The following is a 25589-nucleotide window of genomic DNA, read 5'->3' on the forward strand; positions in this document are numbered from 1 at the left end:
GGGGTCATCCTCATAGAGCGTGGTTAGGTCGGCTGAGCGGCATGCTCAGTCCCGACATACCACTAGAGTGAGGTGCCCCCTTGCCGTTACAGCACCCTCGAAAAAAATCTGACAGTTATTTCTCCAGCTTCGACAACGGCTCCTGAAACCGCAGCAAACGCCCGGCATTGCCCAGCACCAGCAAGGTGCTGAGGTTGTGCAACACCGCCGCGATCATCGCGCCAGCAGCCCCCAACCAGCCAAACGCGGCGAACACCACGATGGCCAGCGTCCAGCCCAGGCCGATGATCACGTTGACCTGCAACGTGTGCCGACATTGACGACTCAAGCGCACACACGTGCCCAGGCGGCGCAAGTCGCTGCCAATCAACACCACATCCGCCGAGGCCAGCGCGATATCCGCACCGCCCGCGCCCATGGCCACACCGACCACGCCCGCTTTGAGCGCCAGGGAATCGTTGATGCCGTCGCCCACCACCATCGGCCGGAAACCGCTGCGGATCTCCCCCAATACGCGGTTGAGCTTGTCTTCCGGCAGAGCCTGGGCTTCGACATCGCTGATGCCCACGTCGAGGGCCAGGCTGTCGGCCACGCTTTGACGGTCGCCGGTCAGCAGCAGTTGGCGACCCAGGCCCAGGTCGCGCAGCTCTTGCAGGGCCTGGCGCGCTTCAGGTTTGACGCTGTCAGCGAGCAACAGCCAGGCAAGGAACGCACCGTTCAAGGCCAGCCCGGCAATCGGGCCATCATGGTCGGGGACGCGGGTGGTGGCGATGCCCAACTGCTCGAACAGCTCCGGCCGGCCCAGCGCCGCTTCGCCCTGCGCGGTCTGGGCCACCACGCCGAGGCCTTGGCGTTCGCGGATGTCGGTGAGCACCAACAGCTGTTCCTGCGTCGCCAACCCCGCCAACGCGCGGCTGACCGGGTGGCTGCTGGCCGACCCGAGGCTGGCCGCCAGGTTCAACAACCCTTGGCGGTCCGGCGCGGTGGTTTCGATGGACTGCAAACGCAGGGTGCCAAAGGTCAGGGTGCCGGTCTTGTCGACCACCAGCGAGGTCAGGTCCGCCAACTCTTCGAGGAACGCCGAGCTGCGGATCAGAATCCCATGCCGCGCCGCCACGGCAATCCCGGCAATCGCCGTGGCCGGAGCCGACAGCACCAGCGCGCACGGGCACGCCGCCACCAACACCGCGAGCATCGCTTGGGCGTCATGGGTGACAAACCACGTCACCGCCGCCAGCAACAGCACCAACACCATATAGCTGCCGGCGTAGCGCTCCAGCAGGCGCGTGATCGGCGGCTTGGAGCGCTCGGCGTTCTGCATCAGGGCGATGACTTTGCCCAGGGTCGACTCGTTGCCGGTGCGGGTCACCTCCAGGCGCAACAACCCGTCGAGGTTGATCGCACCGCCGAACACTTGCACGCCGACGCTGGCTTCCAGCGGCACCGATTCGCCGGTGATCGGCGCCGTGTCGAGGCTGGCCTGGCCGGACAGCACCACGCCATCGGCGGGCACGCGGTCGCCGGCGCGCACTTCGACGATGTCGCCGGTGTTCAGCGTGCCGTTGTCGACCTCGCTGATGCTGCCGTCCGCCTGCACCAGGCGCGCGTGGCTGCGGGTCAGTTTGCCGAGGGCATGGATCGCTTCCTGAGAGCCGATCACGCTGCGCTCTTCCAGCACATGGCCGAAGATCATGATGATCGGCAGCAAGGCGGCGGTCAGCAGATCGCCCGTGGCCCACGCGCCGAGCATCGCCAGGGCGATGAGCTGGTCGGTGATGCCATGCAGGCTGGGAAAACGCAGGCTGTACCAGGCCGAGCGCATCACCGGCACGGCCACCAGCAGCGAGGCCACACCGAGCAGCAACTGGCTGACGCCGCTCTGGTCCGGCGCCAGCCAGCGCCACACCAGGCCCAGCACGAGCAAGCCGAGGGCGAGCATGGCCAGGGTCAATTGCCGGGCGGCGCTGCGCTGCTCGGCGGATGTCAGCATGGGCGCGCTCATTGTTCGGCTCCCTGAATGATCAAGCGGGAGTCGTCTTTGGGATCGACCGTGGTCACGGAACCGGCCTGGCCGAGAATCTTCGGCAAGCGTTCGCGGTACAGGCGCAACAGCAAGCCGGGGTCTTTGACCTGGGCCAGGCTGGCGACAGTAGCGGTTTGCGCCTGGGCATTGGCCAGGCGTTCGCTGGCCTGGGCGTGGGCGACTTGCACCAGGCGGTCAGCCTGCTGGTTCGCGGTTTGCGTGAGTTTTTCCGCGTCGGTCCGTGCATTCGCCACGGCTTTGTCGGCTTGCTGACTGGCGGTGAGCACCGCGTTGAAGGCATTCACCGCCGGGCTCGGCAGGCTCGATTGCACATCGACGCGGGTGACTTCGATACCCACTCCCAAGCCGCTGGCGGTCAACTGCGCCAGGCGCTTGTTGATGCCTTGCACCAAGTCGCCGCGCAGCCGTTCACGGCGCTCGGCGGCGCCGTTGTCACTGCCGATCAATTCGGGGCGCGCCACCAGAATGGTGTCCAGATCCCGCGCCGCCGTCAGGGCCACGGCGCTGCGCGTCACCAGACGATCCAGCGCCGGCAGCACGTGCTCGCCCTGCAACACAAACGCATAAGGCTCGGTGACTTTGTAGAACACCCGCACATCCAGCTGCACCACGCCGGCGTCGCCGGTCAGCAGGTAGCCGGAGCCGGCCAGGGCATCGCTCAACGGCGTGGCCAAACTGGCCACGCGGTCGGCCTGCACCGCGGCATCGGAACGCAGCAGGTTGTCGATCCGCCGCTCGATCACCCGGTCCCCCGCCGGCAACAGCACGACCTGCTCGAACGGCTGCGGCCACGCCAGCAACAGCCCGGCATTCTGAACCCGATCAAGCGCGCCGAAGTGCAACACCACGGCGCGATTCTGCGGGTCGATCTGGCGCACATTCGAAAACGCCCAGGCCAGGGCGGCCAACACCGTCACCGCGTACAGCGCCATGAACGTCAGGCGCCCGGCCTGAATCCACGGGCTGTCCGGGCTGTCACGCTCGGTCATGGCTGGACGTCCTTCGGCCCGTCCACCAGTGCGCGGAACGGCGCGGCGTCGGTGCGCAGGATGATCTTGGTGCCCGGGGTGACCACGGTGCCCAGGGTGTCCAGCGAACGCAGCAGGTTGTACAGCTGGGGATTGCCCGCGTAGGCCCGCCCATAAATCTGCGCCGCTTCGACCCGCGATTGCGCTTCGATGTCGGCGGCTTTCACCGTGGCATCGGCCTGCACGATCCGCGCATCGCGCTCGGCGGCGGAGCGAATCTGCGCCGCCTCACGCTTGCCCACGGCGGTGCGTTCGGTGGCGATGGTTTCACGCTCGGCGCGCATGCGGTCGACAGTGGCGATGAGCGTCACCGACGGCAAGGTCAGCCGCTCGATACCCACCTGCGCCACGCGCACGCCATAGGTGGTGAGCAATTGTTGATCGATCTGCTGGCGCAACTGCGCTTCGAAATCGGCGATGCGCACTTGGCTGGCATCGGTATTGATCAGGCTGGACAGGTCGAAGCTGGCCGCCGTGGTTTCCAGCGCCGAACCGACAAAGGTACGAATCTGCCGCGCCGCTTCATCCGGCTGGTTCTGCACTGCGCGCATGAAGCGCTGCACATTGTCGGCATCGCCCTGCACCTGCCACGCCACGTAAGCCTGCACGATGATGCGCAGGCCATCGCGGGTGCCGACGTCCTGCAAACCGCTGGAGGTGGTGCGCAGACGCAGGTCCACCGGGATCGCCGCTTCGAACGGCGCCGGCCAGCGCCAGCCCAGGCCCGGCTCCAGCAGCACCCGCGACGGGTTGCCGAAACGGGTAATCACCGTGGCTTCGCCGGACCGCACCTGCACGAGGCTCGCGGCCGCGACCGCAAACAGCACCAGCAACACGGCCCAGGCCATGCGCCGCCAAGGGAAGGGGCCGGCGGGTTGTTCATCACCGTGGTGGTGGTGATGGTGGCCGTGGTGGTGGTGACCATGATCGTGAGAATGAGCGCTCAACAGACAGACTCCTTATTGAACGGCTTTACGCGGCACCGAGGGATCGGCCGGCAAGGAAAAAGAACGCAGATCGATCGTCGGCGCACTGTCGGCGCCCAGGCGATGATCCAGAATCAGCAGCTTGGCGTGAGCCAGGCCCAGGGTCAGTTGGCCGAGGTACTGCTCCAGCACGAAGGCTTTGCCGGCGCTGGCGTAGGCCTTTTGTTCGGCGGCAAACCGCAGGTCCGCCGCCTGGGCGCCGGCATTGACCTCACGCGCGGTGGCCTGGGCCTGGTCGCGGGCGGTGCTGGCTTGCAGCAGGGCCTGGTTGGTTTGTTCGCTGGCGGCGCCGCGTTCGCGGGAGATCAGCGCCTGGGCGCCGATCTGCGCCGCTTGCACGCCGTGGTAGGCGTTGGCGGCACCGGACGGTGGGTGGATGGCTTCGACCACCGTGGCAAGAATTTCCACGCCGCTGTCGAGTTTTTGCAGGTCCGCTTGCACGGCGCGGCCGATCTCTTCGGCCAGGCCGGTGCGTTGTTCGCCGAGCAATTCGTCGAGGGTGCGCGAGGCAAAGTCATGCACGAGGATACGGCTGGCGGTGCTGCGGATCAGGGTCGGCACATCCGCACTGTTATAGGTGGCGGCAAGCGCGGCCTGGTCGGTCAGGCCGATACGGTAGACGAAGCGCACATCCATATTGACGATCTGGAAGCTCTGTTTGTCGCCGCGGCTGCTGGCGATCACCTGGGATTTGTCATTCACATGGCTGGCGTCCCACAGGCGGTTGGCGATCAGCGGCGCCGGGCCTTCGGCCGCCGCGAGTTCCGGGCTGGCGGCTTCGCTGACACTGGTCGCCAGCTCATGCACCACACCGTTTTCCACGTTCAGCACGCGGCCCAACGGCCACGGCAACCCGGCGTGCAGACCCGGGCCGAAGACGTGCACCGGTTTGCCGAAGCGCTCATAAATCCCACGGCCTTGCAGGGGCACTTCATGCACCCCCGTCAGCGCCCAGCCGACGGCCAGCACCACCAGCAGCACCGGCAGAAACGCCCGGCGCATGTAGGTAAACGCCCAGATCTGGCGCAGGTCGATGCCGAAGCGGTTGTGCAATTCGTGCTGCAAGGCCTGCAGCGGTTGCGGCGGCCAACGCAGCAGCCCGGCGATAAAACTCTGCGCCATCAAGCGCGGTTCGAGGCGCGGTTGGCGCGGGCTGAACAGCGACAGCACAGCCCTTAACAGAAACTCCAGCGCGACCAGCGCCGGCAACAGCCCAGCTAGCGTCGCCAGGCGCAGCGGCCACACCGACGCCGCACTGGCAAACAGCAGGCAAAGCGCACTGATCACCAGGCAACCAATCGCCACCCGGCTCAGTTGCGCCAACTGCGCGGCTTCCGGCCATTGCGCGGCGGTTGCCTGGGCCAGGCGCCGCTCGAACACCAGCAGGCCAAAGGCCAAGGCCAAGGCCAGCGCGGCGCCGATACTTGCGGATTGGCCGACCGCTGCCGCCGGCAAGCCCAGGTTCCAGAACTCGATGATGCTGACCAGCGCGAACAACGACCAAACGCCGAGCCACAACACCGGCGCGCCGATCTGGGCCAGCAACCCTCGGCCGAAACGCCCCACCAGGCGCGCCTGCCAGCCGGCGGGTTCGCCCTCTGCTGCGAGTAACTCGGGCGCCGACGCTTCCAGCGCCTGGGCACGCCAATCGGCAACCCACCACGCCGACTGCAACCCGGCCACCAGCACCAGCAACGCGCACGCGCAGTTAATCAACACCACCGGCCAGATCGACACCGGTGCAAACAGCGCAACAAACAGCGCCAGCACCCAGCCGCTGATGGCCAACGCAGTCAGGCTGATACCGGCTTGCCTCAATCGACGGGCATGGAACAGCCCTTGCTGAAAACGCGGCAGGCCTTCAACCGAAGCGCCGTCAGCTTCTAGATCCACTTGCATCCACTCATGCCCGCCTGTACATAATTCGTTACGATATAACACAATGCGTGAAATTTGTGTTCGTTAAACACCGTATTCACATGCCACACAGACCCTCTGTGGGAGGGGGTTTACCCCCGATGGCTCTGGGTCAGTTGATGCATGGGTTGGCGGGTCCGCCGCCATCGGGGGAAACCCCCCTCCCACTTATGTTCTTCATCGCGCTCCGGAGCGTGACTAAACCCCCATAAACACACGCTATCACTGGTGCAGGCTACGATTAATCGGCACACTCCCGAGCAGTTTTTCGCGGGTTCACGGACAAGGAAGCGTCACCCCCATGATTTCGATCTATCAGCTCAAACCGCGGTTTCAAAACCTGCTGCGGCCCCTCGTGCAGCGCCTCTACGACAACGGCACCACCGCCAACCAGATCACCGTGCTCGCCGGAGTCATCTCCCTGCTGGTCGGCCTGCTGATCGCCGGCTTTGCCCAACACCTCTGGGTGTTTGCGCTGATCCCGCTGTGGATGATCATGCGCATGGCCCTCAACGCCATCGACGGCATGCTCGCCCGGGAATTCGGCCAGCAGTCGCGCCTGGGCGCCTACCTCAATGAACTGTGCGACGTGATCGCCGACAGCGCGCTGATCCTGCCCTTTGCGCTGATCCCCGGCGTCAGCCTGGCGCCGGTGCTGCTGGTGACCTTGCTGGCAGTGTTCAGCGAATACGCCGGGGTGCTCGGGCCGATGGTCGGCGCGTCACGGCGCTACGACGGGCCGATGGGCAAAAGTGATCGGGCATTCGTCCTCGGCGTGCTGGCCACCGGCGTGGCGCTGGGCTGGCTCGGCGCCGGCTGGGTCGATACGGTGATGTGGCTGGTCGCCGCCCTGCTCGCCTACACCCTGGTCAACCGGGTGCGTCAGGGCCTCAAAGAAGAACAACACATTTCCCCTTCTGCATAAGGATTTTGCGATGCGCGAACAGCAAGAACACACCTTCAGTACCCATGATAGCGTCGAGCTTTTCTACCGGCACTGGCCGGCTACCGCCCCAGCGGACGGCGAGCCGCGCAAGGCGATCCTGCTGTTCCATCGCGGCCATGAGCATTCGGGGCGCATCGCCCACCTGGTCGATGAACTGAACCTGCCACAGTTCGACTTCTTCGCCTGGGACGCCCGTGGCCACGGCCAATCTCCCGGCGAGCGCGGCGACAGCCCCAGCTTCGCCACCAGCGCCCGCGACGTGCAGACTTTCTGCGACCACATCGGCGTCACTTACGGCGTCGAGGCCGAAAATACTGCAGTCATCGCCCAAAGCGTCGGCGCGGTGATTGCAGCCACCTGGGTCCACGACTACGCGCCGAAAATCCGCGCGCTCGTGCTCGCCTCCCCGGCGTTCAACGTCAAACTGTACGTGCCCTTCGCCCGGCCGGGCCTGGCGCTGATGCGCAAGTTTCGCGGCAACTTTTTCGTCAACAGTTACGTCAAGGCCAAGTTCCTCAGCCACGACCCGGAGCGCGTCGCGTCCTACGACAGCGACCCGCTGATCACCAAGGCGATTTCGGTGAATGTGCTACTCGGTCTGTACGAAGCGGCCGACCGGGTTGTCGCCGATGCCCAGGCGATCCAGGTGCCGACCCAACTGCTGATCTCCGGCTCCGATTTCGTGGTGCATCGCAAACCCCAACAACAGTTTTTCGACCGCCTCGGCAGCCTGAAAAAAGAGCTGCATATCCTCCCTGGCTTCTTCCACGACACCCTCGGCGAGCGCGACCGCGCCGTGGCCGTGAGCAGCGCCCGGCGTTTTATCCTGCAGAACTTCGCGCACCCGCTGGACCGCGCCTCGCTGCTCGATGCCGACAAGCTGGGCGCCACCTGCGCCGAATCCGAATCCCTCGCCGCACCGCTGCCGCGCAATTCCCTGCGCGACCTGTACTGGCGTATGACCCGCGCCAGCATGGGCCTCGGTAAGAACCTGTCGGACGGCGTGAAGCTGGGCTTCGACACCGGTTTCGACTCCGGCAGCACCCTGGACTACGTGTACCGCAACACGCCCACCGGCAAAGGCCGGCTGGGCCGGATGATCGACACCAACTACCTCAACTCCATCGGCTGGCGCGGCATTCGCCAGCGCAAGCTGAATGTCGAAGAGCTGCTGCGCCGGGCCATGACCCAGTTGCGCACAGCGGACCGCGAAGTGCGCATCGTCGATATCGCCGCCGGCCACGGCCGCTACATTCTCGAAGCCTTGCAGGGCGTTTCGCCGCTGCCGGAATCGATCCTGCTGCGCGACTACAGCGACATCAACGTGCGCGACGGTGGCGCACTGATTCGCGAGAAAGGCCTGGGGGATATCGCGCAATTCGTCAAAGGCGACGCGTTCGACCGTGCGGACTTGGCGGCGCTGGCGCCCAAGCCGACGTTGGTGGTGGTTTCCGGGCTGTATGAATTGTTTGCCGATAACGCCATGGTCGGCGGTTCGCTGGCGGGCCTGGCCGAAGCCGTGGAGCCCGGCGGTTATCTGGTCTACACCGGCCAGCCGTGGCACCCGCAGTTGGAACTGATCGCCCGCGCGTTGACCAGCCATCGCCAGGGCCAGGCCTGGGTGATGCGCCGGCGCAGCCAGGCAGAAATGGATCAACTGGTGGAAGCCGCCGGTTTCCGCAAGATCACCCAGCGGGTGGATGAGTGGGGCATCTTTACCGTGTCCCTGGCGCAGAAGATCTGAACATGCGCGAACCCGGCCTGTTAAAGCCCGCGTTCCTGTGGCTGTTGCTGTTGGCGCCGCTGTTTTTCAGCACCTATGGCTTTGCCACATGGGTCACCAGCCAGCGCAGCGACGTCGGCACACTGGTGTTCGATTGGGAAACCCACATGCCGTTCTGGGCCTGGACCATCGTGCCCTACTGGACCATCGACCTGCTCTACGGTTTATCCCTGCTGCTGCCCAACAGCCGCCATGAACTGAAGCAACATGCGCTGCGCCTGCTGAGTGCGCAGCTCATCGCCGTGAGCTGCTTCCTGATCTGGCCGCTGCGCTTCACCTTCGAAAGGCCGGAGCTGGACGGCGTGTTCGGCTGGCTGTTCGCCGTGCTGGCCGGTTTCGACAAACCGTTCAACCAGGCGCCGTCGCTGCATATCGCGCTGCTGGTGATCCTGTGGATCATGTACCAACGTCATACTCAGGGCGTGTGGCGCTGGCTGATGCATGGCTGGTTCGCGCTGATCGGGGTTTCGGTGCTGACCACTTATCAACACCACTTTATCGACTTACCCACAGGCGCCCTGGCGGGTTGGCTGTGCGTGTGGCTGTGGCCGCTGGAACATCCGAGCCCGCTGTTGAATGCGCGGCTGACCCGCGATTCCACACGCTGGCGGCTGGGGCTGCGCTACGGCCTGGGCGCGCTGGGGCTGATCATCCTCGCGTTTACCCTGGGCGGCGGGTGGCTGTGGCTACTGTGGCCAGCGCTGGCCCTGGGGCTGATCATGGCGAATTACGTCGGTCTCGGCGCGCCAGGTTTCCAGAAACGTGCCGACGGTCAACTGACCCCCGCCGCGCGTTGGCTGTATGCACCGTATCTGGCGGCGGCGTGGCTCAATTCGCGGTGGTGGACGCGCACGCATCCACAACCCGACCTGATTGTGGATAACGTCTGGCTCGGGCGGCTACCTACCGCGCGCGAACAGGGTGCATTCAAGGCCATCGTCGATTTGTGCGCGGAATTGCCGATTAATCCACAGGGCCGCGCCTATCAAGGCATCCCCGTACTCGACCTGATCGCGCCGACACCCGCCGAATGCCTGCAAGCAGCGCAAGCCATCGAGCGCCTGCGCGCCAGCGGCCCGGTGCTGGTGTGCTGCGCCCTCGGCTATTCGCGCAGCGCTACCGCCGTCGCCGCCTGGCTGCTGCACAGCGGACGCGCCGCCACGGTGGACCAAGCACTGGCTATTATTCGTACAGCACGGGCCCAGGTGGTCCTGCATCCCGCTCATCGCCATGCCTTGGAGGCCTTGCCCCATGCCTGTTGATATGGAACTCCAAGTCGTCGCCAGCCTGCTGCGCCGTGGCCGCTCACTGGATCAGTTATCCACAGGTCTGACGCTGCTGGGCGTGTTATTCGGCCTGGCGCAACTGTTGATGGCCAGCGTCGCGCCGATCTGCCTACTGCTCAGCCTGTGGATGATTATCCTCGGCCTGCTGCAGAAGTACTGGGCGCTGCGCGTGGCCTTCGACGCCGACCTGTTCACCCTGCTCGCCCGCGACACCGAACGCACCCCGGACCTCGACCAGGCCCTGCAAACCCTCGGCCTGCAGTCGCCCAACCGCGCCGGCCGGCCCTGGCCCGAACGCCGTCGCGGCGCCCTCAAACTGCTGCGCAAGCAAGCCTGGCTGCTCGGCGCGCAAGTGCTGCTGACCTTGGGCGTGATCCTCGCCAGCCCTTGGCTACCTTTCACCGGATAAGGAATCCCCATGTTCGAACCCGTGGTTGCCACCCTGATTACCTCGATGGCCCGTACCGTCACCGGTGCCCGCAGCCTGTGGCTGGGCTGCGCGCCGGTACCGGTGCAACGCATCTACTTCGCCAACCACAGCAGCCACGGTGACTTCGTGTTGCTGTGGGCATCGCTGCCACAGAACCTGCGCAAATTCACGCGCCCGGTGGCCGGCAGTGACTACTGGAATAAAAGTGCGCTGCGCCGCTACATCATCCGCCGCGTATTCAACGGCGTGTTGATCGACCGTGAACGCAAAGACCCTGTGGATAACCCCTTGCAGCCCATGCTCGCCGCGCTGGAAGGCGGCGACTCGCTGATCATCTTTCCCGAAGGCACACGCAATCTGGAAGACGGCTTGCTGCCGTTTAAAAGCGGCCTGTATCACCTGGCAAAAAGTTACCCACAGGCGGAATTGATTCCGGTGTGGATTGCCAACCTCAACCGGGTCATGCCCAAGGGCCGCGTCCTACCGCTGCCTTTGCTGTGTACCACCAGCTTCGGCGCCCCACTGCAACTGGAAGACGGCGAAGACAAAGCTGCCTTCCTTGCCCGCACCCGCGACGCCCTGCTCGCCCTCGCCCCGGAGCATTCCTGACATGGATAGCCAAACCCTGATGCTGTTCGGTGGGATCGGCGCGATCCTGGTACTCGCCTCGCTGATCGGCCTGATCCTCAAGCTGCGCACCCGTGGCACGCCGAATGCGGTGATCGACAACCTCAATGCCCGCATCAACGCCTGGTGGGTGATGGTGGTGGTGATCGGCATCGCCTTCTGGCTCGGCACCGGCGCAGTGATCCTGCTGTTCTACGCCGTCTCGTTCTACGCCCTGCGCGAATTCCTCACCCTCACCCCCACCCGGCGCAGCGACTACCCGGCCCTGGTGGCCGCGTTCTACCTGGCGCTGCCGCTGCAATACCTGCTGATCTATGCCGACTGGTACGGGCTGTTCTCGATCTTCATCCCGGTGTACGTGTTCCTGTTGCTGCCGATCCTCGCCTCCCTCGGCGGCGACAGCACGCACTTCCTGGAGCGTGCGTCGAAGGTGCAATGGGGCCTGATGATCGCGGTGTTCTGCGTGTCCTTCGTGCCCGCCCTGCTCACCCTCGACATCCCCGGTTATGAAGGCCGCAACCTGCTGCTGATCGCCTACCTGGTGATCGTGGTGCAACTGTCGGACGTGCTGCAGTACGTGTGCGGCAAGCTGTTTGGCAAACACAAGATCGCGCCCAACCTGTCACCGTCGAAAACCGTCGAAGGCTTTGTCGGCGGCATCCTGCTCTCCTCCCTGATCGGCGCCGCGCTGTGGTGGACCACGCCGTTCAACCCGTGGCAGTCGTTCCTGATTGCGCTGCTGATCAACCTGCTGGGGTTTGCCGGCGGCATTGTGATGTCGGCGATCAAACGCGACCGTGGCGTGAAGGACTGGGGGCATATGATCGAAGGGCACGGCGGGATGCTCGATCGGCTGGATTCGGTGTGCTTTGCGGCGCCGATCTTCTTTCACCTGGTGCGCTACTGGTGGACCTGACAAACAGCGCCCTCAAGCCTGACGAAGATCAAAATGTGAATCCCCGCCCCCCATAAACATCCCCCCACAATGCGATGTATCGACCTCATCTTTTGTCTTAAAGACGCGTGTAAGATACGTCGCACTTAGCCAGGGATGCTCACCATGTTTGACGCGTTAAAAACGATCTGTCGCCGCTTGTTCGGTGCGTTAATGACTGTGGTGGGTGCCCTGTTCGGCCAATGGCGGCCGCCGTTCTGGCTGAATGCCATCGGCCGTGGCGGGCTGAACCTGGCGAGCAAGGCCCGTGCTTATCCGCGCCAGGCCGGTGCCGCGGTGTTGGGCCTGGTGCTGCTGGCCGCCGCCGGGTTCTATGGCTGGCATTGGTACTCCAACCTGCCGCAGCCGCACACCGTGGGTTATTCACTGCACAAACCCAATCTGACTGACTACACCCAGCAACCCGCCGTTGTGGATAACCTGCAGGTGCGTTTTGCCGAGTCCGTCGCCCCCTTGGCGGCGATAGGCAAGCCGGTCACCGCAGGCATTACCCTTAAACCCGCTGTGGCCGGTGCCTGGCGCTGGTCCGATGACCACACGTTGCTGTTCACACCGGAAAAAGACTGGCCCATCGACGCCCATTACACCTTCGATTTGGCGAAGAAAAACCTGCTCGCCGACGGCGTGTTGCTCAGCGAGTACAACGGCCAGTTCTCCACTCAGCCGTTTCGCGCCAGCCTTTCGCAGAACGAGTTGTATCAGGACCCGTCCAACCCGACGCTGAAACAACTGGTGGCGACTTTCCGCTTTTCCCACCCGGTCGACGAAGAAAGCCTGCGCAAGCGGGTTTCGATCATTCTCGGCAAAGGCCTCGCCTACCGCGACGCGCAATTACCCAATCGCCCGGAAATCACCTTCGACGAGTCCAAGCTCAACGCCTATGTCCGCTCCGCCGCCCTGGCCACCCCACTGGAAAGCACGCCCGTCAGCGCCAAGCTCGACGAAGGCATCAAAGCCCGTGACGGTGGCAACGCCAGCAACGCGCCATTGGTGGCCGAAGTCACCGTGCCCGGCCGCTACCGCCTGACGTTTACCGCTGCCGAAGTGAGCTTTGTCGACAACGAACGCGGCGAACCCGAGCCGGTGTTGATGTTCAGCAGCTCCAGCGCCGTAGCCGATGACACCATCGCCGGTAAGGTCCAGGCGTGGCTGTTGCCGGAAAAAGCTGAGGACGACACGCGCCCCTATAACAGCAACGACATCGACGACGCGCTGCTGGCCCGTAGTACCAAGGTCAACCTGACCCACGTGCCCAGCGTCGAACCGCTCAACACCCTGCACGCGTTCAAGTTCAAGGCCCCGGCCGGTCGGGCGCTGTATGTGCGCGTGCCCGCCAACCTGGAAGCCATCGGCGGCTACCTGGCGAAAAACCCTACGGCGTCGCTGATCAGCATGCCGGCCTATCCGCGCACGCTGCAGTTCCTGTCTGACGGCGCCTTGCTCAGCCTCACCGGCGAAAAACGCCTGGGCTTCATGGCCCGTGGCGTACCCGGTGCCCATGTGGAAATTGCTCGCCTGCTGCCCAACCAGTTACAACATTTGGTGGACCAGAGCAGCGGCAGCTTTGCGCGGCCGAACTTCGGCAATGAGTACTTCGACCGCATGGTCGAGCGTCAATCACTGGATATTCCGCTGTCGTCCAACGACCCGGCGAAAACCGTCTACGACAACGTCGATCTCAGCCGCTACCTGAGCGCCAACGGCGGCCGACGCGGTATTTTCGTACTCAAGCTCAGCCCACAGGATGACCCGGCCGAGCGCACATTCGACTACTCCCGCAGCAGCACCAGCGACCTGCGCTTTATCGTGGTGACGGACCTCGGGATCATCGCCAAGCGCTCCAGCGACGGCAGCCATGACGTGTATGTGCAGTCCATCGGCAACGGTTCGCCGGTGGCCGACGCGCAAGTCGACATCATCGGCCGTAACGGTTTGCCGGTCGCCAGCGGCCACACCGACGCCGAAGGCCACGCGCATTTCGCCAAACTCGATGAACTGCGCCGTGAGAAAACGCCACTGATGTATGTGGTCAGTCGCGGCAATGACCAATCTTTCCTGCCGATTGCCCGTCAGTCCCAGCAGCTGGATTTGTCGCGCTTTGACGTAGGTGGTTTGCAAGAAGACGGTGCGATCGATCGCCTCAGCGCCTACCTGTTCACCGACCGTGGCCTGTACCGGCCCGGCGAAACCGCGCACCTGGGCATGATCGTGCGCAGCGGCAACTGGAAAGGCGCCCTGCAAGGCCTGCCGGTGGAGCTGCAAATCACCGACCCGCGCGGCCTGGAAGTGATTCGCCAGCCGCTGAAGCTGTCCGCCAGCGGTTCTGAAACCTTTGATTTCCCCAGCAGCGAAGCGGCCCCCGCCGGGGATTACACCGCGACCTTGCAACTGCTCGGCGAGAAACAGACACGCACCGACCTGGGCAGCGTCAGCTTCAAGGTCCGCGACTTCGAACCGGACCGCATGAAGGTCAGCCTGAGCCTGCACGACACGCCAGTGCAGGGCTGGATTGCACCGGACCAGGTGCTGGCCAAGGTCAGCGCAATGCACCTGTTCGGTGCCCCGGCGGCCGGCCGGCGCGTGACGGCGAAGATGTCCCTGAGCCCGACGCTCGCGGCATTTGAGCGTTACCCCGATTACCGCTTCCGCCTCAACGACGCGCTGGAAGAGGCCAGCACCGAAGACCTCGCCGAGAGCACCGTCGATGACAACGGCCAAGCCGTGCTCGACCTCAACCTGCAACGCTTCGCCAACAGCACTTACCGCTTGCAGGTGATGACCCAGGTGTTCGAGGCCGAAGGCGGGCGCAATGTGGCAGCGCAAAGTGCGTTGCTGGTGTCGTCTGCGCCCTACCTGGTGGGTGTGAAAAGTCAGGACTCACTGTCGTATGTCGCCAAGGACGCCCCACGCCAGGTGCAATGGTTGGCCGTCGCGCCGGATCTCACGCCGCTGGCGGTGGACGGCCTGACCAGCGAAGTGGTCGAGCACCGCTACGTCTCGGTGCTGGTGAAACAGTCCAACGGTACCTACAAATATGAATCGCGGATCAAAAACATCAGCCAGCCTACCTCGCCGCTGGTGATGACCAAGGACGGCGCCAAGCAACCCCTGAACACCGCCACTCCCGGCGATTTCACCCTGCAACTCAAAGACGCCAACGGCAAGCTGCTGAACCAGATCGACTACAGCGTGGCCGGGCGCGGCAACACCTCGCGCTCCCTGGAGCGCAACGCCGAGCTGCAACTGCGCCTGGATAAACGCAGTTACGCGACGGGGGATGAGATCGCTATCAGTGTCCGCGCGCCATACACCGGGGCGGGCTTGATCACCATCGAGCGCGACAAGGTCTACACCCAGCAGTGGTTCAAGGCCGACAGCACCAACAGCGTGCAACATATCCGCGTGCCCGCAGGCCTTGAGGGCAATGCCTACGTCAACGTGCAGTTCGTGCGGGACATCGGTTCGTCCGAGGTTTACATGAGCCCGCTGTCCTATGGCGTGGTGCCGTTCAGCATCAACCTGGATGCGCGGCGCATGCCCTTGAAGGTTGACGGCCCGGCGCAGATCGAACCGGGGCAGACCCTGGAGATCAAGGTCAACGCCGACCGCCCGGGCCGTGCGGTGGTGTATGCGGTGGACGAAGGCATCCTGCAAGTGGCGCGCTACCAGACGCCGGACCCGTTGGGCTTCTTCTTCCAGAAGCGTGCGCTTGAAGTCGGCACCAGTCAGATTCTTGACCTGATCCTGCCGGAATTCAGCCGCCTGCTCAGTGGGGCAGCACCCGGTGGCGATACCGAAGGCGCGCTGGCCAATCACCTCAACCCGTTCAAGCGTAAACATCAGCCGCCCGTGGCCTGGTGGTCCGGGCTGGTGGACTTGCCGGCCGGCGACACCGTGCTGCATTACCAGGTGCCCGACAGTTTTAACGGCAAGCTGCACCTGTTCGCAGTCGCGGTGGATGCCGACAGCGTGGGCGTCAGCGAGGCCACAACCGAGGTGCGCGGACCGCTCGTGATCACGCCAAACGTACCGGCTTTCGTGGCGCCGGGGGATGTGTTCAACGTGAGCGCCGGGGTGTTCAGCAACCTCGATGCGGCGGCGGATGTGAAGTTTGAAGTGCAGACCAGCGACGGCCTCAACGTGCAGGGCGACAAAGGCAGCACCTTGTCACTGCAACCGCGCAAGGAAGGCACCGCCGAGTTCAAGATCAAGGTCGGCGACACCCTCGGCTCGGCGGATCTGCGCTTTATCGCCGTGTTGCCGAACGGCAAGCGCATTCAGGTGGCGGAAACCACCTCGATCCGCCCCCTGAGCGAACATCGTGTGGCCTTGAGCCTGGGCCGTTTCGACAGCGCCAGCAAAGAGCTCAAGCCCACCCGCGAACTGTTCAGCCAACTGCGTGATGTGCAATTGGGTGTGGCGGCATCGCCGCTGGTGTGGGCCAACGGCCTCAAGCATTACCTGGATGACTACGGCTACGCCTGCACCGAGCAGTTGGTGTCCAAGGCCATGCCGGCGTTGATCTGGGGTGGCAACGCGCCCGAGGCCGAACAAGCCTTTGCCAGCGCGGTGCGGATGTTGCGCCAGCGCCAGAACCAGGCCGGTGGTTTCGGCTTGTGGGCCGCCAACCCCGACGTGGCCCCGTATGCCAGCCTGTACGCCACCGACTTCCTGATCGAAGCCAAGGAACGCGGGCTGCCGGTGCCGGAAGACCTGCTGGTACGGGCCAATACTTATCTGACGGACCTGGCCAACGGCCCGAGCGAAGGCCTGTCGGAATTGCGCAACCGTGCCTACGCCAGTTACCTGCTGAGCCGTCAGGGAATTCTGGTGAGCGGCGCGTTGAGCGACATCCGTGAGCGCTACGAGAGCTACTTCAAGGACACTTGGCAGAACGATCTGGGCGCCGCCTACCTGGCCGCCAGCTACAAGCTGCTCAAGCAGGATCGCCAGGCCGATACGCTGTTCCGTAAGATCCCATGGCGTTCGCTTGTGGATAAGTGGAACAGCGACGGCCTGTATTACGACCCGTTGGTGCATGACGCCGAACACCTGCACCTGCTGGCGCGGCACTTCCCCGAGCTGCTGGACGATGTGCCGACAGCACTGCTGGATAAACTCGGCAAGCGCCTTAACGAGCAACGTTACAACTCGCTGTCGGCGGCGCTGTTACTGCGCGCCCTGGACAACTATGGCCAGCGTGCGCAAAGCGACATGACCCTCAAAGCCAGCGCGTGGCTGGGCGACAAGCAGCAACAACTGCTGGAGATGGCCGGCCAGCCACCGCGCGCCGCCGTGCCTGGCGCCACGCAAAAGTTGCTGATGGAAAAATCCGACGGCCCGGCAGCCTTCTACATGCTCAGCGAAGCCGGCTTTGATAAAGGCGCCAAGCTCAAGCCGATCAACAATGGCCTGGAAATTATCCACGAGTACCTCGACCTCAAAGGCGAGCCGGTGAGCAAAGTCGCGGTGGGCGATGAGTTCCTGGTGCGCCTGCGCCTGAGGGCGACCGACCGCGATCAAGTCCAGCAAGTGGCGGTGGTCGACCTGCTGCCCGGTGGCGTCGAGCCTGTGTATAACTTGCCGCCGGAGCCGGAAGCCGCCAGCACCGAGGGCAGTGAAGGCGAGGAAGCTGACTACGTAGAAGACAGCGAACCGTCTGAAGCCTGGCAAGCGCCGATCGGCGAAACCGAGCTGAGCAACTGGCAGCCGGACTACGTGGACGTGCGCGATGATCGGGTGGTGTTGTACGGCACTGCGCTGCGTGACGTAGGCACTTTCGTGTACCGCGTGCGCGCCACCAACGCAGGCACCTTCAATACGCCACCGGCCTACGCCGAAGGCATGTACGAAACCACCCTGCAAGGGCGCGGCAAAGTAGGCCAGCTTGAAATTACCAAGCCTTAAGCGCCTGACGCCGCTGCTGGCAGCGGCGGTACTGCTGGCGGGGCTGCGGCTGTGGCCGCATGCCCCGCTGGAACAGGCGGTGACATCGTCGAGGGTGGTGCTGGCCGACGATGGCTCGCTGTTGCGCATGACCTTGGCGGATGACGGGCAATATCGCTTATGGCTACCGCTGGAGCGGATTTCTCCGTCATTGATCGAGGCCTTGCTGCTCAAGGAAGACCGCAATTTCTACTGGCACCCGGGGATCAATCCCCCGGCGTTGCTGCGGGCGGCCATGGCCACTTACAGCGGCGGCCAGCGCCAGGGCGGCTCGACGCTGAGCATGCAACTGGCGCGGCGCCTGTGGGACCTTAACACCCGCCAGGTGCCGGGCAAGTTGCAACAGATAGCCCTGGCGCTGTGGCTGGAGGCGCGTTACAGCAAGCACGACATCCTTGAGGCCTACCTGAACCTGGCGCCCATGGGCGGCAATATCGAAGGCGCCGAGGCGGCGAGTCGCATCTACTTCGGCAAGTCGGCGGCGCAGTTGTCGTTGTCCCAAGCGCTGGCACTCGCGGTGATTCCCCAGCAGCCAGGGCGGCGTGCGCGCTTCGGGCCCTCGCTGCAAAACGCGCGGCTGCGCTTGATGAACGACTGGCGCGCAACTTATCCACAGGACCCGCGCAACGACAGCCTGCTGGACTTGCCCCTTGAGGCGCGCAACCGCCAGCAGATCCCGTTTCTGGCGCCGCACTTGAGCGAACAGTTGCTCGCGTCCCAGGCGGGTAACGAGTTGAACAGCACCCTCAACCTGCCCTTGCAACAATTGCTCGAACGCCTGATCAGCGGCTTTATCGCCGAGCGGCGCGGTACGGGGGTGGAAAACGCCACGGCGATCCTGATCGACAGCCGCGACCAGAGCGTCAAGGCGCTGGTGGGCTCGGCGGATTACTTATCCACAGGCATCCATGGCCAGGTCAATGGCGTGCTGGCGCGGCGTTCGCCGGGGTCGACGCTCAAGCCGTTCCTCTATGGGCTGGCGCTGGACCAAGGGGTGATCCACCCCATGAGCATCCTCAAGGATTTACCCAGTAACTTCGGCTACTTCCAACCGGAGAATTTCGACGGCAGTTTTGTAGGGCCACTGACGGCGCGCGACGCGTTGATCCGTAGCCGCAATATCCCAGCCGTGTGGCTGGCCAGCCAGGTGAAGTCGCCGTCGTTATACGGCTTGTTGCAACGCGCCGGCATCAAGGGCCTGCGCGGAGAAAGCCATTACGGCCTGGCCCTGGCCCTCGGCGGCGGCGAGATGACGCCCGAAGAGCTGGCGCGGCTGTATCTGATGCTGGCCGGCGACGGGCACCTGCGGGCCTTACGCTATGTGCAGGAACAGCCCCAGGCCAGCGGCCCAGCGCTGCTGACGCCCCAAGCCGCCTTCATGGTGCGCGACATGCTGCGCCGCAACCCGCGCCCGGATGGCCTGCCCGGCCGGCATTGGCGCACCGCCTGGAAAACCGGCACCTCCTGGGGCTTTCACGATGCGTGGAGCGCCGGCCTGGTCGGCCCCTACGTGCTGGTGGTGTGGGTGGGTAACTTCGACGGGCGACCAAACCCGGCGTTCATCGGCGCCAAGACCGCCGCGCCGCTGTTCTTCCGCATTGCCGACGCCCTGCCCCTGGCCTTGCCCAACGTGCAGATCAAACCCGACAAGCCGCCGCCCGGCCTGATCCGCATCGACGTCTGCGCGGCCTCCGGCGAGTTGCCCAACCGCTGGTGCCCGCAAACCCGCAAGACCTGGTACATCCCCGGCGTCTCACCGATTCGCGTGTCCGCCCTGCACCGCCCGGTGCTGATCGACACCCGCACCGGCAAAGCCGCCTGCCCGCCGTTCGACCCGCAGTACACCCGCGAAGAAGTCTTCGAGTTCTGGCCCAGCGACGTACAACGCCTGTACCGCGCCGCCGGCCTGGCGCGACGCACGCCGCCCAACGTGATGAAAAACTGCCAGCCCAACCGCATCAGCGACCAGAGCGAAGCCCCGCAGATCCGCTCGCCGCTGACCCAGGTGAGCTATCAACTGCGCCTGTCCCAGCCGCAGGAGAGCATTGCGCTGAATGCCAATGCGGCCAGCGACGCGACGACGTTGTACTGGTTTGCCGACCAGACCCTGATCGGCCAAGCCCCGCCGCAATCCACGCTGAATTGGCGACCGGGCAAGTCGGGGGAGTATCGGTTGCGGGTCAGTGACGATCAGGGGCGCAGTGCGAGCCGGGGGCTGAGGGTGGAGTTTGTGCCGTGATCGGGCGCCTCTGTCGCCTGGCTCAGTAAAAGCGCCGATGAAGATCTGGAAATATCAGCTGCGCAAACCAGACAGGGAGCCCAGGAGATGGCCAGATAGGTTCCAGCCACTGGTTTCCGGATATGAACTTCTGCGTCATTTTCCTCACCTTTTTCCGATTTTTTTTCTGATTATTTTTGACCTATTCAACACGCTCGACATAGAAGGACTCCCCACCGCCCGTCGCGCCCGACAACCATCCCCAAACGAATCTCAAGGTGGTCCGCCCGGCCTGATCCAGGCCTACCGTGTCACGCGACCAACCGGCCAGCAGCCCGCCCTCAAGCGTCAGGCATTGATACAGCAACTCGATGGTATCGGCGCCTGTCACGCGCCCGACCTGCGTGCCCATGCGGATTCGACCGCCTTGGTAAGTGCCGGAAATGGCATTGCTTTCGACAAGCTAATGGCGTTTTTTTACCTGCGATTCAAGCAATGGACGCACCGAATTATTTTCTGGGTTAAGTAATTGATACCAAAAGACATCGCCCGAACAGCTGCAAAGCGCCAAGCGCCTGGGTGATGGTCTCTATGAACAGAGCCTGATTCAGCAAGCCGTAGTCGCCCGAACCGGCCAGCGCTTCATCGACGGCCAGACCTCCGACGAGGGCATGTTCAAGTATTTGATGAACAACGCCGTCGCCAGCAAACAGGAGCTCAACCTGTCGCTTGGTGTCAGCTTGACCTCCGAGCAAGTCGCGGCCCTGAGCCACGACATTGTCTGGATGGAAAACGCCGAGGTGAACGGCGAGCAAGTGCTGGTGCCGGTGCTGTACCTGGCCAACGCCAACAATCGCCTGGCCGCCAACGGCGCCCTTATCCAGGGCCGTGACGTGACCCTGATCGCCGGTAAAGACCTGAACAACGCCGGCACGTTGAAAGCCACCAACAACCTCTCCGCCACAGCCGGCAACGACTTGGTGAACAGCGGCCTGGTCGAAGCGGGCAATCGTCTCGACCTGCTGGCCGGCAACGACTTGATCAACAAGGCTGGCGGTGTCATCGCCGGCCGCGACGTCTCACTGACGGCCGGCCGCGACGTGATCAACGAACGCACTGTCACCACCCACGAAAGCAGCAGCGGCTACCGAACCGAACGCACTGACTTCGTCGACAACGCCGCCCGTATCGAAGCCGCCAACGGCCTGACCGTCAACGCCGGGCGAGACGTCAACAACACCGGCGGCGTGCTCAAAAGCGGCACGGACACCGCGATCGCTGCCGGACGTGACGTCAATCTTGTCTCTGCTGAACAAGTCACCAGCGGCGTGCGTGGTTTGCATACGAACCAGACCATTACCCAATACGGCTCGACCGTCGATGCAGGGCAAGACTTGAAGGTCAGCGCTGGCCGGGATGTCACCGCGATTGCCAGTCAGATTGCTGCCAAGCGTGATGTGAGCATGAGTGCGGTGGGTGATTTGACCCTGGCTTCGGCGGCGGATGAGCAGCATTCGTACGGTAAGACGAAGAAGGTGACGAGTCAGGAGGATCACACCCAACAAGTAGCGACCAGTGTGTCGGCGGGTGGCAACGTGGTGCTGACAGCTGGCAAGGACTTGGGGTTGATAGCCAGCGAGGTCAGTGCAGGGAATGAGGCCTACCTGAGTGCGGGCGCAAACCTGACGTTGCAAGCGGCGGCCAATGAAGACTACAGCTTCTACAGCAAGGTCAAGAAAAGCTCTTCGGGTAAAAAGAGTCGACTGGATGAGATCGCCAGTACCACCAATATGGCCAGCTCGGTCACCAGTGGGACGAACAGCACGCTGGTGGCGGGCAATGATCTCCTCGTCAAGGGGAGTGAAGTCGCCGCAGAAAAGGGCGCAGCCAAGTTGGTCGCCGGTAATGATGTGCAAATTGTTGCGGTCACCGACTCCAAAAGTGCTCGGCATGAAAGCAGCAAGAGCAAAAGCAGTTGGGGTGGCTTGAAGTCGAGCAAGGTTCAGGATGCGGTTTCTGAGACGCAGACCATGGCAAGGGGCAGCATTATTTCGGGTAACACCGTGGATGTGGCGGCCCTGCAGGATGTCACTGTAAGAGGCTCCGGACTGGTCAGTACCCAGGACCTGAAGGTGCAGGCCGGTCGTGACCTGGTGATTGATGCGGCGCAAAACACGTTCACTCATAGTGAAATGCACAAGCAGAAGAGTCGTGACCTGACCGGGGTGCTGACGGCCAACAACCTGGGCGTTGATGACATCACCGGCAATCAGCATCTGTCCATCAGCAGTCAGAACCATACCGGCCAGTCCGCTCAGACGACATTGACTGGCAGTACCGTCGGTTCGAGCCAGGGCAATGTCGTACTCACTGCGGGTCGTGAGCTGAGCGTAATCGCCAGCGATCTGGTCAGTACCAGGAACATGAGCCTGACGGGGGCCAACGTCAATATTGCCGCTGGTATGGAAAGCGCCAGCCAGAGCAGTGTCGACAAGTCCAGCAGCCTGGCAGTAGGCCGAGTGGTGGGCGGCGCTGTCGTGGATACCGTCAATTCCATCCGTGGCGCCATCAAGGCGGCGAACAACGCCGATGATCCCAAGCTCAAGGCGGTGAAGCTGGCGCAGGCCGCGCTGGCTGCTTACAACCTGAATGGTATGGGTGATTCGGTCTCCGGGAGTGTCAAGGATTACGCCAATAACAAAGGCAGTTCGTCCAGCAATGGCTCGTTGATAAAAATCGGTACTGAAACGGCGCTCACTCACAGTAAAAGCACCAGCGAATATGAAAGTCAGACAGCCAAGCAGAGTTCGCTCAACGTAGGCCAGGCCCTTGCTATCGAAGCCACGGGAAAGGCACCGGGCACGGTAGGTGATATCCATGTCATCGGCAGTAGCCTGAAAGCGGCCGACACTGCACTGACCTCCAAGAACGACATCATTCTGGAAAGCGCGCAGAACACCACTGACTGGGCAAACAACAACTCCAACAACAGAACCGCCATAGGCGCCAGCTTCAATATTGGTCAGCAGAATGGTTTTACCATCGACCTTGGCGCCCAGATCGCCAAGGGCATGGGCAATGGCGGTTCGGTCACTCAGGTCAATACCACGCTGGATAGCGGTGCACTGACCTTGCACAGCGGCAAAGACACCACCCTTGACGGTGCGCAGGTGCGAGCCAACAAGATTGATGCGTTGGTTGAAGGCAACCTGAATATCACCTCGCGCCAGGACTCTGAAACCGAGAAGAACAAGCAGGGCAGCGCTGGTTTTGGCGCCAGTATCTGCATTCCGCCGATCTGTTATGGCGCTCCGGTGACGGCATCGGCAAGCCTTTCCGCCGGCAACATGAAGAGTAACTACCAGGCGGTGACGGATCAGAGTGGTCTGTTTGCGGGCAATGGTGGTTACAACATCGTTGTCGGCGCCAACACCACGCTTCAAGGGGCAGTGATTGCCAGTGATGCGACGGCGAACAAGAACCTGCTCAGCACCGACCGATTGATAACCAGCGACATCAAGAACAAGAGTGACATCAAGAGTACGTCTGCCAGCGTCAGTGGTTCCGCCAGTTATAGCAGCGCGGGTGCATCGACTGCGGCTTTGGGCGGCCTGTTAGGCATGTCGCTCAGTGAGTCGGACAGTAGCAAGACCCGAAGTGCAGTCAGCGAAGGCACGATCATCGTGCGTAACGCTGAAGGAGCCAATGATCTGGTTGGCCTGAACCGTGACACTGCCAACGCCAACGAAAAGCTTGATCGCCCTGACAAAAAGGCGATGGAAGAGCGCATGGAGCTGATTCGTAGCTCCGTGGAGTTGGTCAATGGTCTCTCGGATGCAATTGCCACGGCCAAGATGAAGGCCGCCAAGGATCCGAACAGTGATGAGTCGAAGGCGGCTAGTCAGCAGTTGCTGGAGAAAGGTATTACCAACCCGACTCCCGATCAGATCGCCCAGCAGGTCAGCCAGAACTATGGCATCGGTAGCAGTTTCAAAAAAGCGGCTGAGGCGGTCAGCGCCGTTGTACAGGGCGTTCTGGCTGGGAACATTGGTGGTGCATTGGCGGGCGCAGCTGCGCCTTATGTGGCTGAACGCATCAAGAAGGCTACCGAGGGTGACGATGCTGCGAACCTGATGGCGCATGCCGTTTGGGGAGCGGTGCTTGCTAAAGCTCAGGGTAACTCGGCATTGGCCGGGGCAGCAGGTGCAAGTGTCGGAGAGCTGATAGCCCACCAGTTGTATCCAGATAAGAGAACCGCCGATTTAACAGAGAGCGAACGTCAAACAGTGTCAGCACTGTCTACCTTGGCGGGAGGATTGGCAGGTGCGATTACCGGTGGTAGTGCTGCGGGTGCTGTGACCGGTGCGGGGACGGCTCAAAACGCTGTTGACAATAATTTCCTCAACCAAGGGCGGCCTGATGCCTACGCTGCTCGATACGCAGGCTGCAAGGGGGAGCCAGTTTGCGAACTCACTGTCAGAAAGGACATCGCCAAGGAGTCCGCGGAAAATATCGACAAGCTGAAAGGGTGCTGGGACGCCGGTGACACCGTTTGTGTAGCCAAGATGCGCGAGCAGATTGAAATCGGCAGAAACGCTTACACGAAACTCAAGACCCAAGACCCTATGGTCGGTGGTGCCTACGAACAGTCTGCCGAATTTTATGCAGACATCATCGACAATTGCGGGGGCAAGTGTGATTGGCTAGAGGCCGCATTGAAAAAAACGGTCGGGGATGGTATCAACATGGCGGCCTACGCTGCGCTCGGAGGGGGGGCTCCGAAGCCGTCGGGGGGAGTAGGATCAACAAGCGAAATCGGTGCAAAAGCAACAACTAAGGTAATTACCGAGTTTGGGCCTATGAATCAGGGCCCGTTACCGAAAGGAATCGCGGACACATTTCGTAGCGGTACGTACTCAGAGGTCGTTACTCAACAACCGACCACGTTGTATCGTGTTTATGGTGGGACTGCGCAGGAGCTAGGTGGCTATTGGACAGCGACAAAGCCAGCAGGCCCTGTCCAGTCGATTATTGACAGCGCTTTGAAACCCGAATGGGGGAATACTGCTACAAAGGTGGTCAAAATTGAAGTTCCTATAGGAACTAAGTATTTTGAAGGCGTAGCTGCTCCTCAAGGTGGACTAGTTGGGGGTGGTAACCAGGTGCTGTTTCCGAAAGATTTCAAAATTGACACTTCTTGGATAAAGCAATGAATGAGTGTAATTGGGAAGTTATAGAGGGGTTTTCATCTCCTAGAGAGTATGAACGATTTTCTGCCTGGATCACCGAACAGGTTAAATCTGGGATTACAGAGCAGACTCCTGTTCAGGACAGCTATGCGGGGCCAGGATTTGAAGAAAAATGGTTCAAGTGCATAGTGTCAAATGAAACGTGGAGATTGGTTTCCCCTCAAGCTCCTTTTC

13 protein-coding genes and 1 pseudogene are annotated in these 25589 nt (G+C 62.8%); 9 read left to right on the forward strand and 5 right to left on the reverse strand.

The features are described from left to right. Positions 1-115: 115 nt before the first annotated feature. The 4 genes from ACS5Q8_RS29170 to hflK (ACS5Q8_RS29185) are packed head-to-tail and all read right to left on the reverse strand — an operon-like array spanning position 116 to position 5957. On the reverse strand, positions 116-2002 hold the full coding sequence (locus tag ACS5Q8_RS29170) for a cation-translocating P-type ATPase (RefSeq protein WP_276195543.1): 1887 nt from the start codon (positions 2000-2002) through the stop codon (positions 116-118). After that, a complete protein-coding gene (gene hflK, locus ACS5Q8_RS29175) occupies positions 1999-3033 on the reverse strand; it encodes a protease modulator HflK (protein ID WP_465159694.1) in 1035 nt (344 codons plus the stop codon). The genes ACS5Q8_RS29170 and hflK (ACS5Q8_RS29175) overlap by 4 nt, the downstream gene beginning before the upstream one ends. After that, positions 3030-4019 (reverse strand): protease modulator HflC, encoded by a 990-nt coding sequence (gene hflC, locus ACS5Q8_RS29180; protein WP_276195545.1) that lies wholly within the window; start codon positions 4017-4019, stop codon positions 3030-3032. Before hflC ends, hflK (ACS5Q8_RS29175) begins: the two co-directional genes overlap by 4 nt. Positions 4020-4031: 12 nt before the next feature. Next, positions 4032-5957 carry a protease modulator HflK gene (gene hflK / locus ACS5Q8_RS29185; RefSeq protein ID WP_465159695.1) on the reverse strand — a complete coding sequence of 642 codons (1926 nt, stop codon included), beginning with the start codon at positions 5955-5957 and terminating at the stop codon, positions 4032-4034. A 319-nt stretch (positions 5958-6276) separates the two neighbouring features. Between hflK (ACS5Q8_RS29185) and ACS5Q8_RS29190 the strand changes: the two genes are divergently transcribed. The 8 genes from ACS5Q8_RS29190 (at position 6277) to pbpC (ending at position 20187) form a co-directional block, all read left to right on the forward strand. After that, on the forward strand, positions 6277-6900 hold the full coding sequence (locus ACS5Q8_RS29190; protein ID WP_426102238.1) for a CDP-alcohol phosphatidyltransferase family protein: 624 nt from the start codon (positions 6277-6279) through the stop codon (positions 6898-6900). Positions 6901-6910: 10 nt separating this feature from the next. Continuing rightward, on the forward strand, positions 6911-8665 hold the full coding sequence (locus tag ACS5Q8_RS29195) for a bifunctional alpha/beta hydrolase/class I SAM-dependent methyltransferase (RefSeq protein ID WP_465159696.1): 1755 nt from the start codon (positions 6911-6913) through the stop codon (positions 8663-8665). Between the two features lie 2 nt (positions 8666-8667). Continuing rightward, complete coding sequence (locus ACS5Q8_RS29200; RefSeq protein ID WP_465159697.1) at positions 8668-9966, forward strand: phosphatase PAP2/dual specificity phosphatase family protein; 1299 nt, start codon at positions 8668-8670, stop codon at positions 9964-9966. Further along, positions 9956-10399, forward strand: a complete 444-nt coding sequence (locus ACS5Q8_RS29205; protein ID WP_443694267.1) for a hypothetical protein — start codon at positions 9956-9958, stop codon at positions 10397-10399. Before ACS5Q8_RS29200 ends, ACS5Q8_RS29205 begins: the two co-directional genes overlap by 11 nt. A 9-nt stretch (positions 10400-10408) precedes the next feature. Continuing rightward, positions 10409-11029, forward strand: coding sequence for a lysophospholipid acyltransferase family protein (locus ACS5Q8_RS29210; protein WP_247408496.1), 621 nt, complete (start codon positions 10409-10411; stop codon positions 11027-11029). Position 11030: 1 nt separating this feature from the next. Then, positions 11031-11963 (forward strand): phosphatidate cytidylyltransferase, encoded by a 933-nt coding sequence (locus tag ACS5Q8_RS29215; protein WP_247408497.1) that lies wholly within the window; start codon positions 11031-11033, stop codon positions 11961-11963. Between the two features lie 144 nt (positions 11964-12107). Further along, a complete protein-coding gene (locus ACS5Q8_RS29220) occupies positions 12108-17909 on the forward strand; it encodes an MG2 domain-containing protein (RefSeq protein ID WP_465159698.1) in 5802 nt (1933 codons plus the stop codon). Next, on the forward strand, positions 17890-20187 hold the full coding sequence (gene pbpC / locus ACS5Q8_RS29225) for a penicillin-binding protein 1C (RefSeq protein ID WP_465159699.1): 2298 nt from the start codon (positions 17890-17892) through the stop codon (positions 20185-20187). Before ACS5Q8_RS29220 ends, pbpC begins: the two co-directional genes overlap by 20 nt. A gap of 181 nt (positions 20188-20368) precedes the next feature. Here the strand turns inward: pbpC and ACS5Q8_RS29230 are convergent. After that, a pseudogene (locus ACS5Q8_RS29230) lies at positions 20369-20626 on the reverse strand (avidin-fold protein); the annotation flags it as partial. A gap of 211 nt (positions 20627-20837) precedes the next feature. Between ACS5Q8_RS29230 and ACS5Q8_RS29235 the strand changes: the two are divergent. Then, on the forward strand, positions 20838-25379 hold the full coding sequence (locus ACS5Q8_RS29235; protein ID WP_465159700.1) for a hemagglutinin repeat-containing protein: 4542 nt from the start codon (positions 20838-20840) through the stop codon (positions 25377-25379). Positions 25380-25589 lie beyond the last annotated feature (210 nt).

It is taken from the genome of Pseudomonas sp. PAMC25584, assembly GCF_058135675.1.

Excerpts from the sequence above, each read along its gene's own strand:
- ACS5Q8_RS29170 (WP_276195543.1), bottom strand. The coding sequence starts at position 2,002 with ATGAGCGCGCCCATGCTGACATCCGCCGAGCAGCGCAGCGCCGCCCGG.
- hflK (WP_465159694.1), bottom strand. The coding sequence starts at position 3,033 with ATGACCGAGCGTGACAGCCCGGACAGCCCGTGGATTCAGGCCGGGCGC.
- hflK (WP_465159695.1), bottom strand. The coding sequence starts at position 5,957 with ATGCAAGTGGATCTAGAAGCTGACGGCGCTTCGGTTGAAGGCCTGCCG.
- ACS5Q8_RS29190 (WP_426102238.1), top strand. The coding sequence starts at position 6,277 with ATGATTTCGATCTATCAGCTCAAACCGCGGTTTCAAAACCTGCTGCGG.
- ACS5Q8_RS29195 (WP_465159696.1), top strand. The coding sequence starts at position 6,911 with ATGCGCGAACAGCAAGAACACACCTTCAGTACCCATGATAGCGTCGAG.
- ACS5Q8_RS29200 (WP_465159697.1), top strand. The coding sequence starts at position 8,668 with ATGCGCGAACCCGGCCTGTTAAAGCCCGCGTTCCTGTGGCTGTTGCTG.
- ACS5Q8_RS29205 (WP_443694267.1), top strand. The coding sequence starts at position 9,956 with ATGCCTGTTGATATGGAACTCCAAGTCGTCGCCAGCCTGCTGCGCCGT.
- ACS5Q8_RS29210 (WP_247408496.1), top strand. The coding sequence starts at position 10,409 with ATGTTCGAACCCGTGGTTGCCACCCTGATTACCTCGATGGCCCGTACC.
- ACS5Q8_RS29215 (WP_247408497.1), top strand. The coding sequence starts at position 11,031 with ATGGATAGCCAAACCCTGATGCTGTTCGGTGGGATCGGCGCGATCCTG.
- ACS5Q8_RS29220 (WP_465159698.1), top strand. The coding sequence starts at position 12,108 with ATGTTTGACGCGTTAAAAACGATCTGTCGCCGCTTGTTCGGTGCGTTA.
- ACS5Q8_RS29235 (WP_465159700.1), top strand. The coding sequence starts at position 20,838 with ATGTTCAAGTATTTGATGAACAACGCCGTCGCCAGCAAACAGGAGCTC.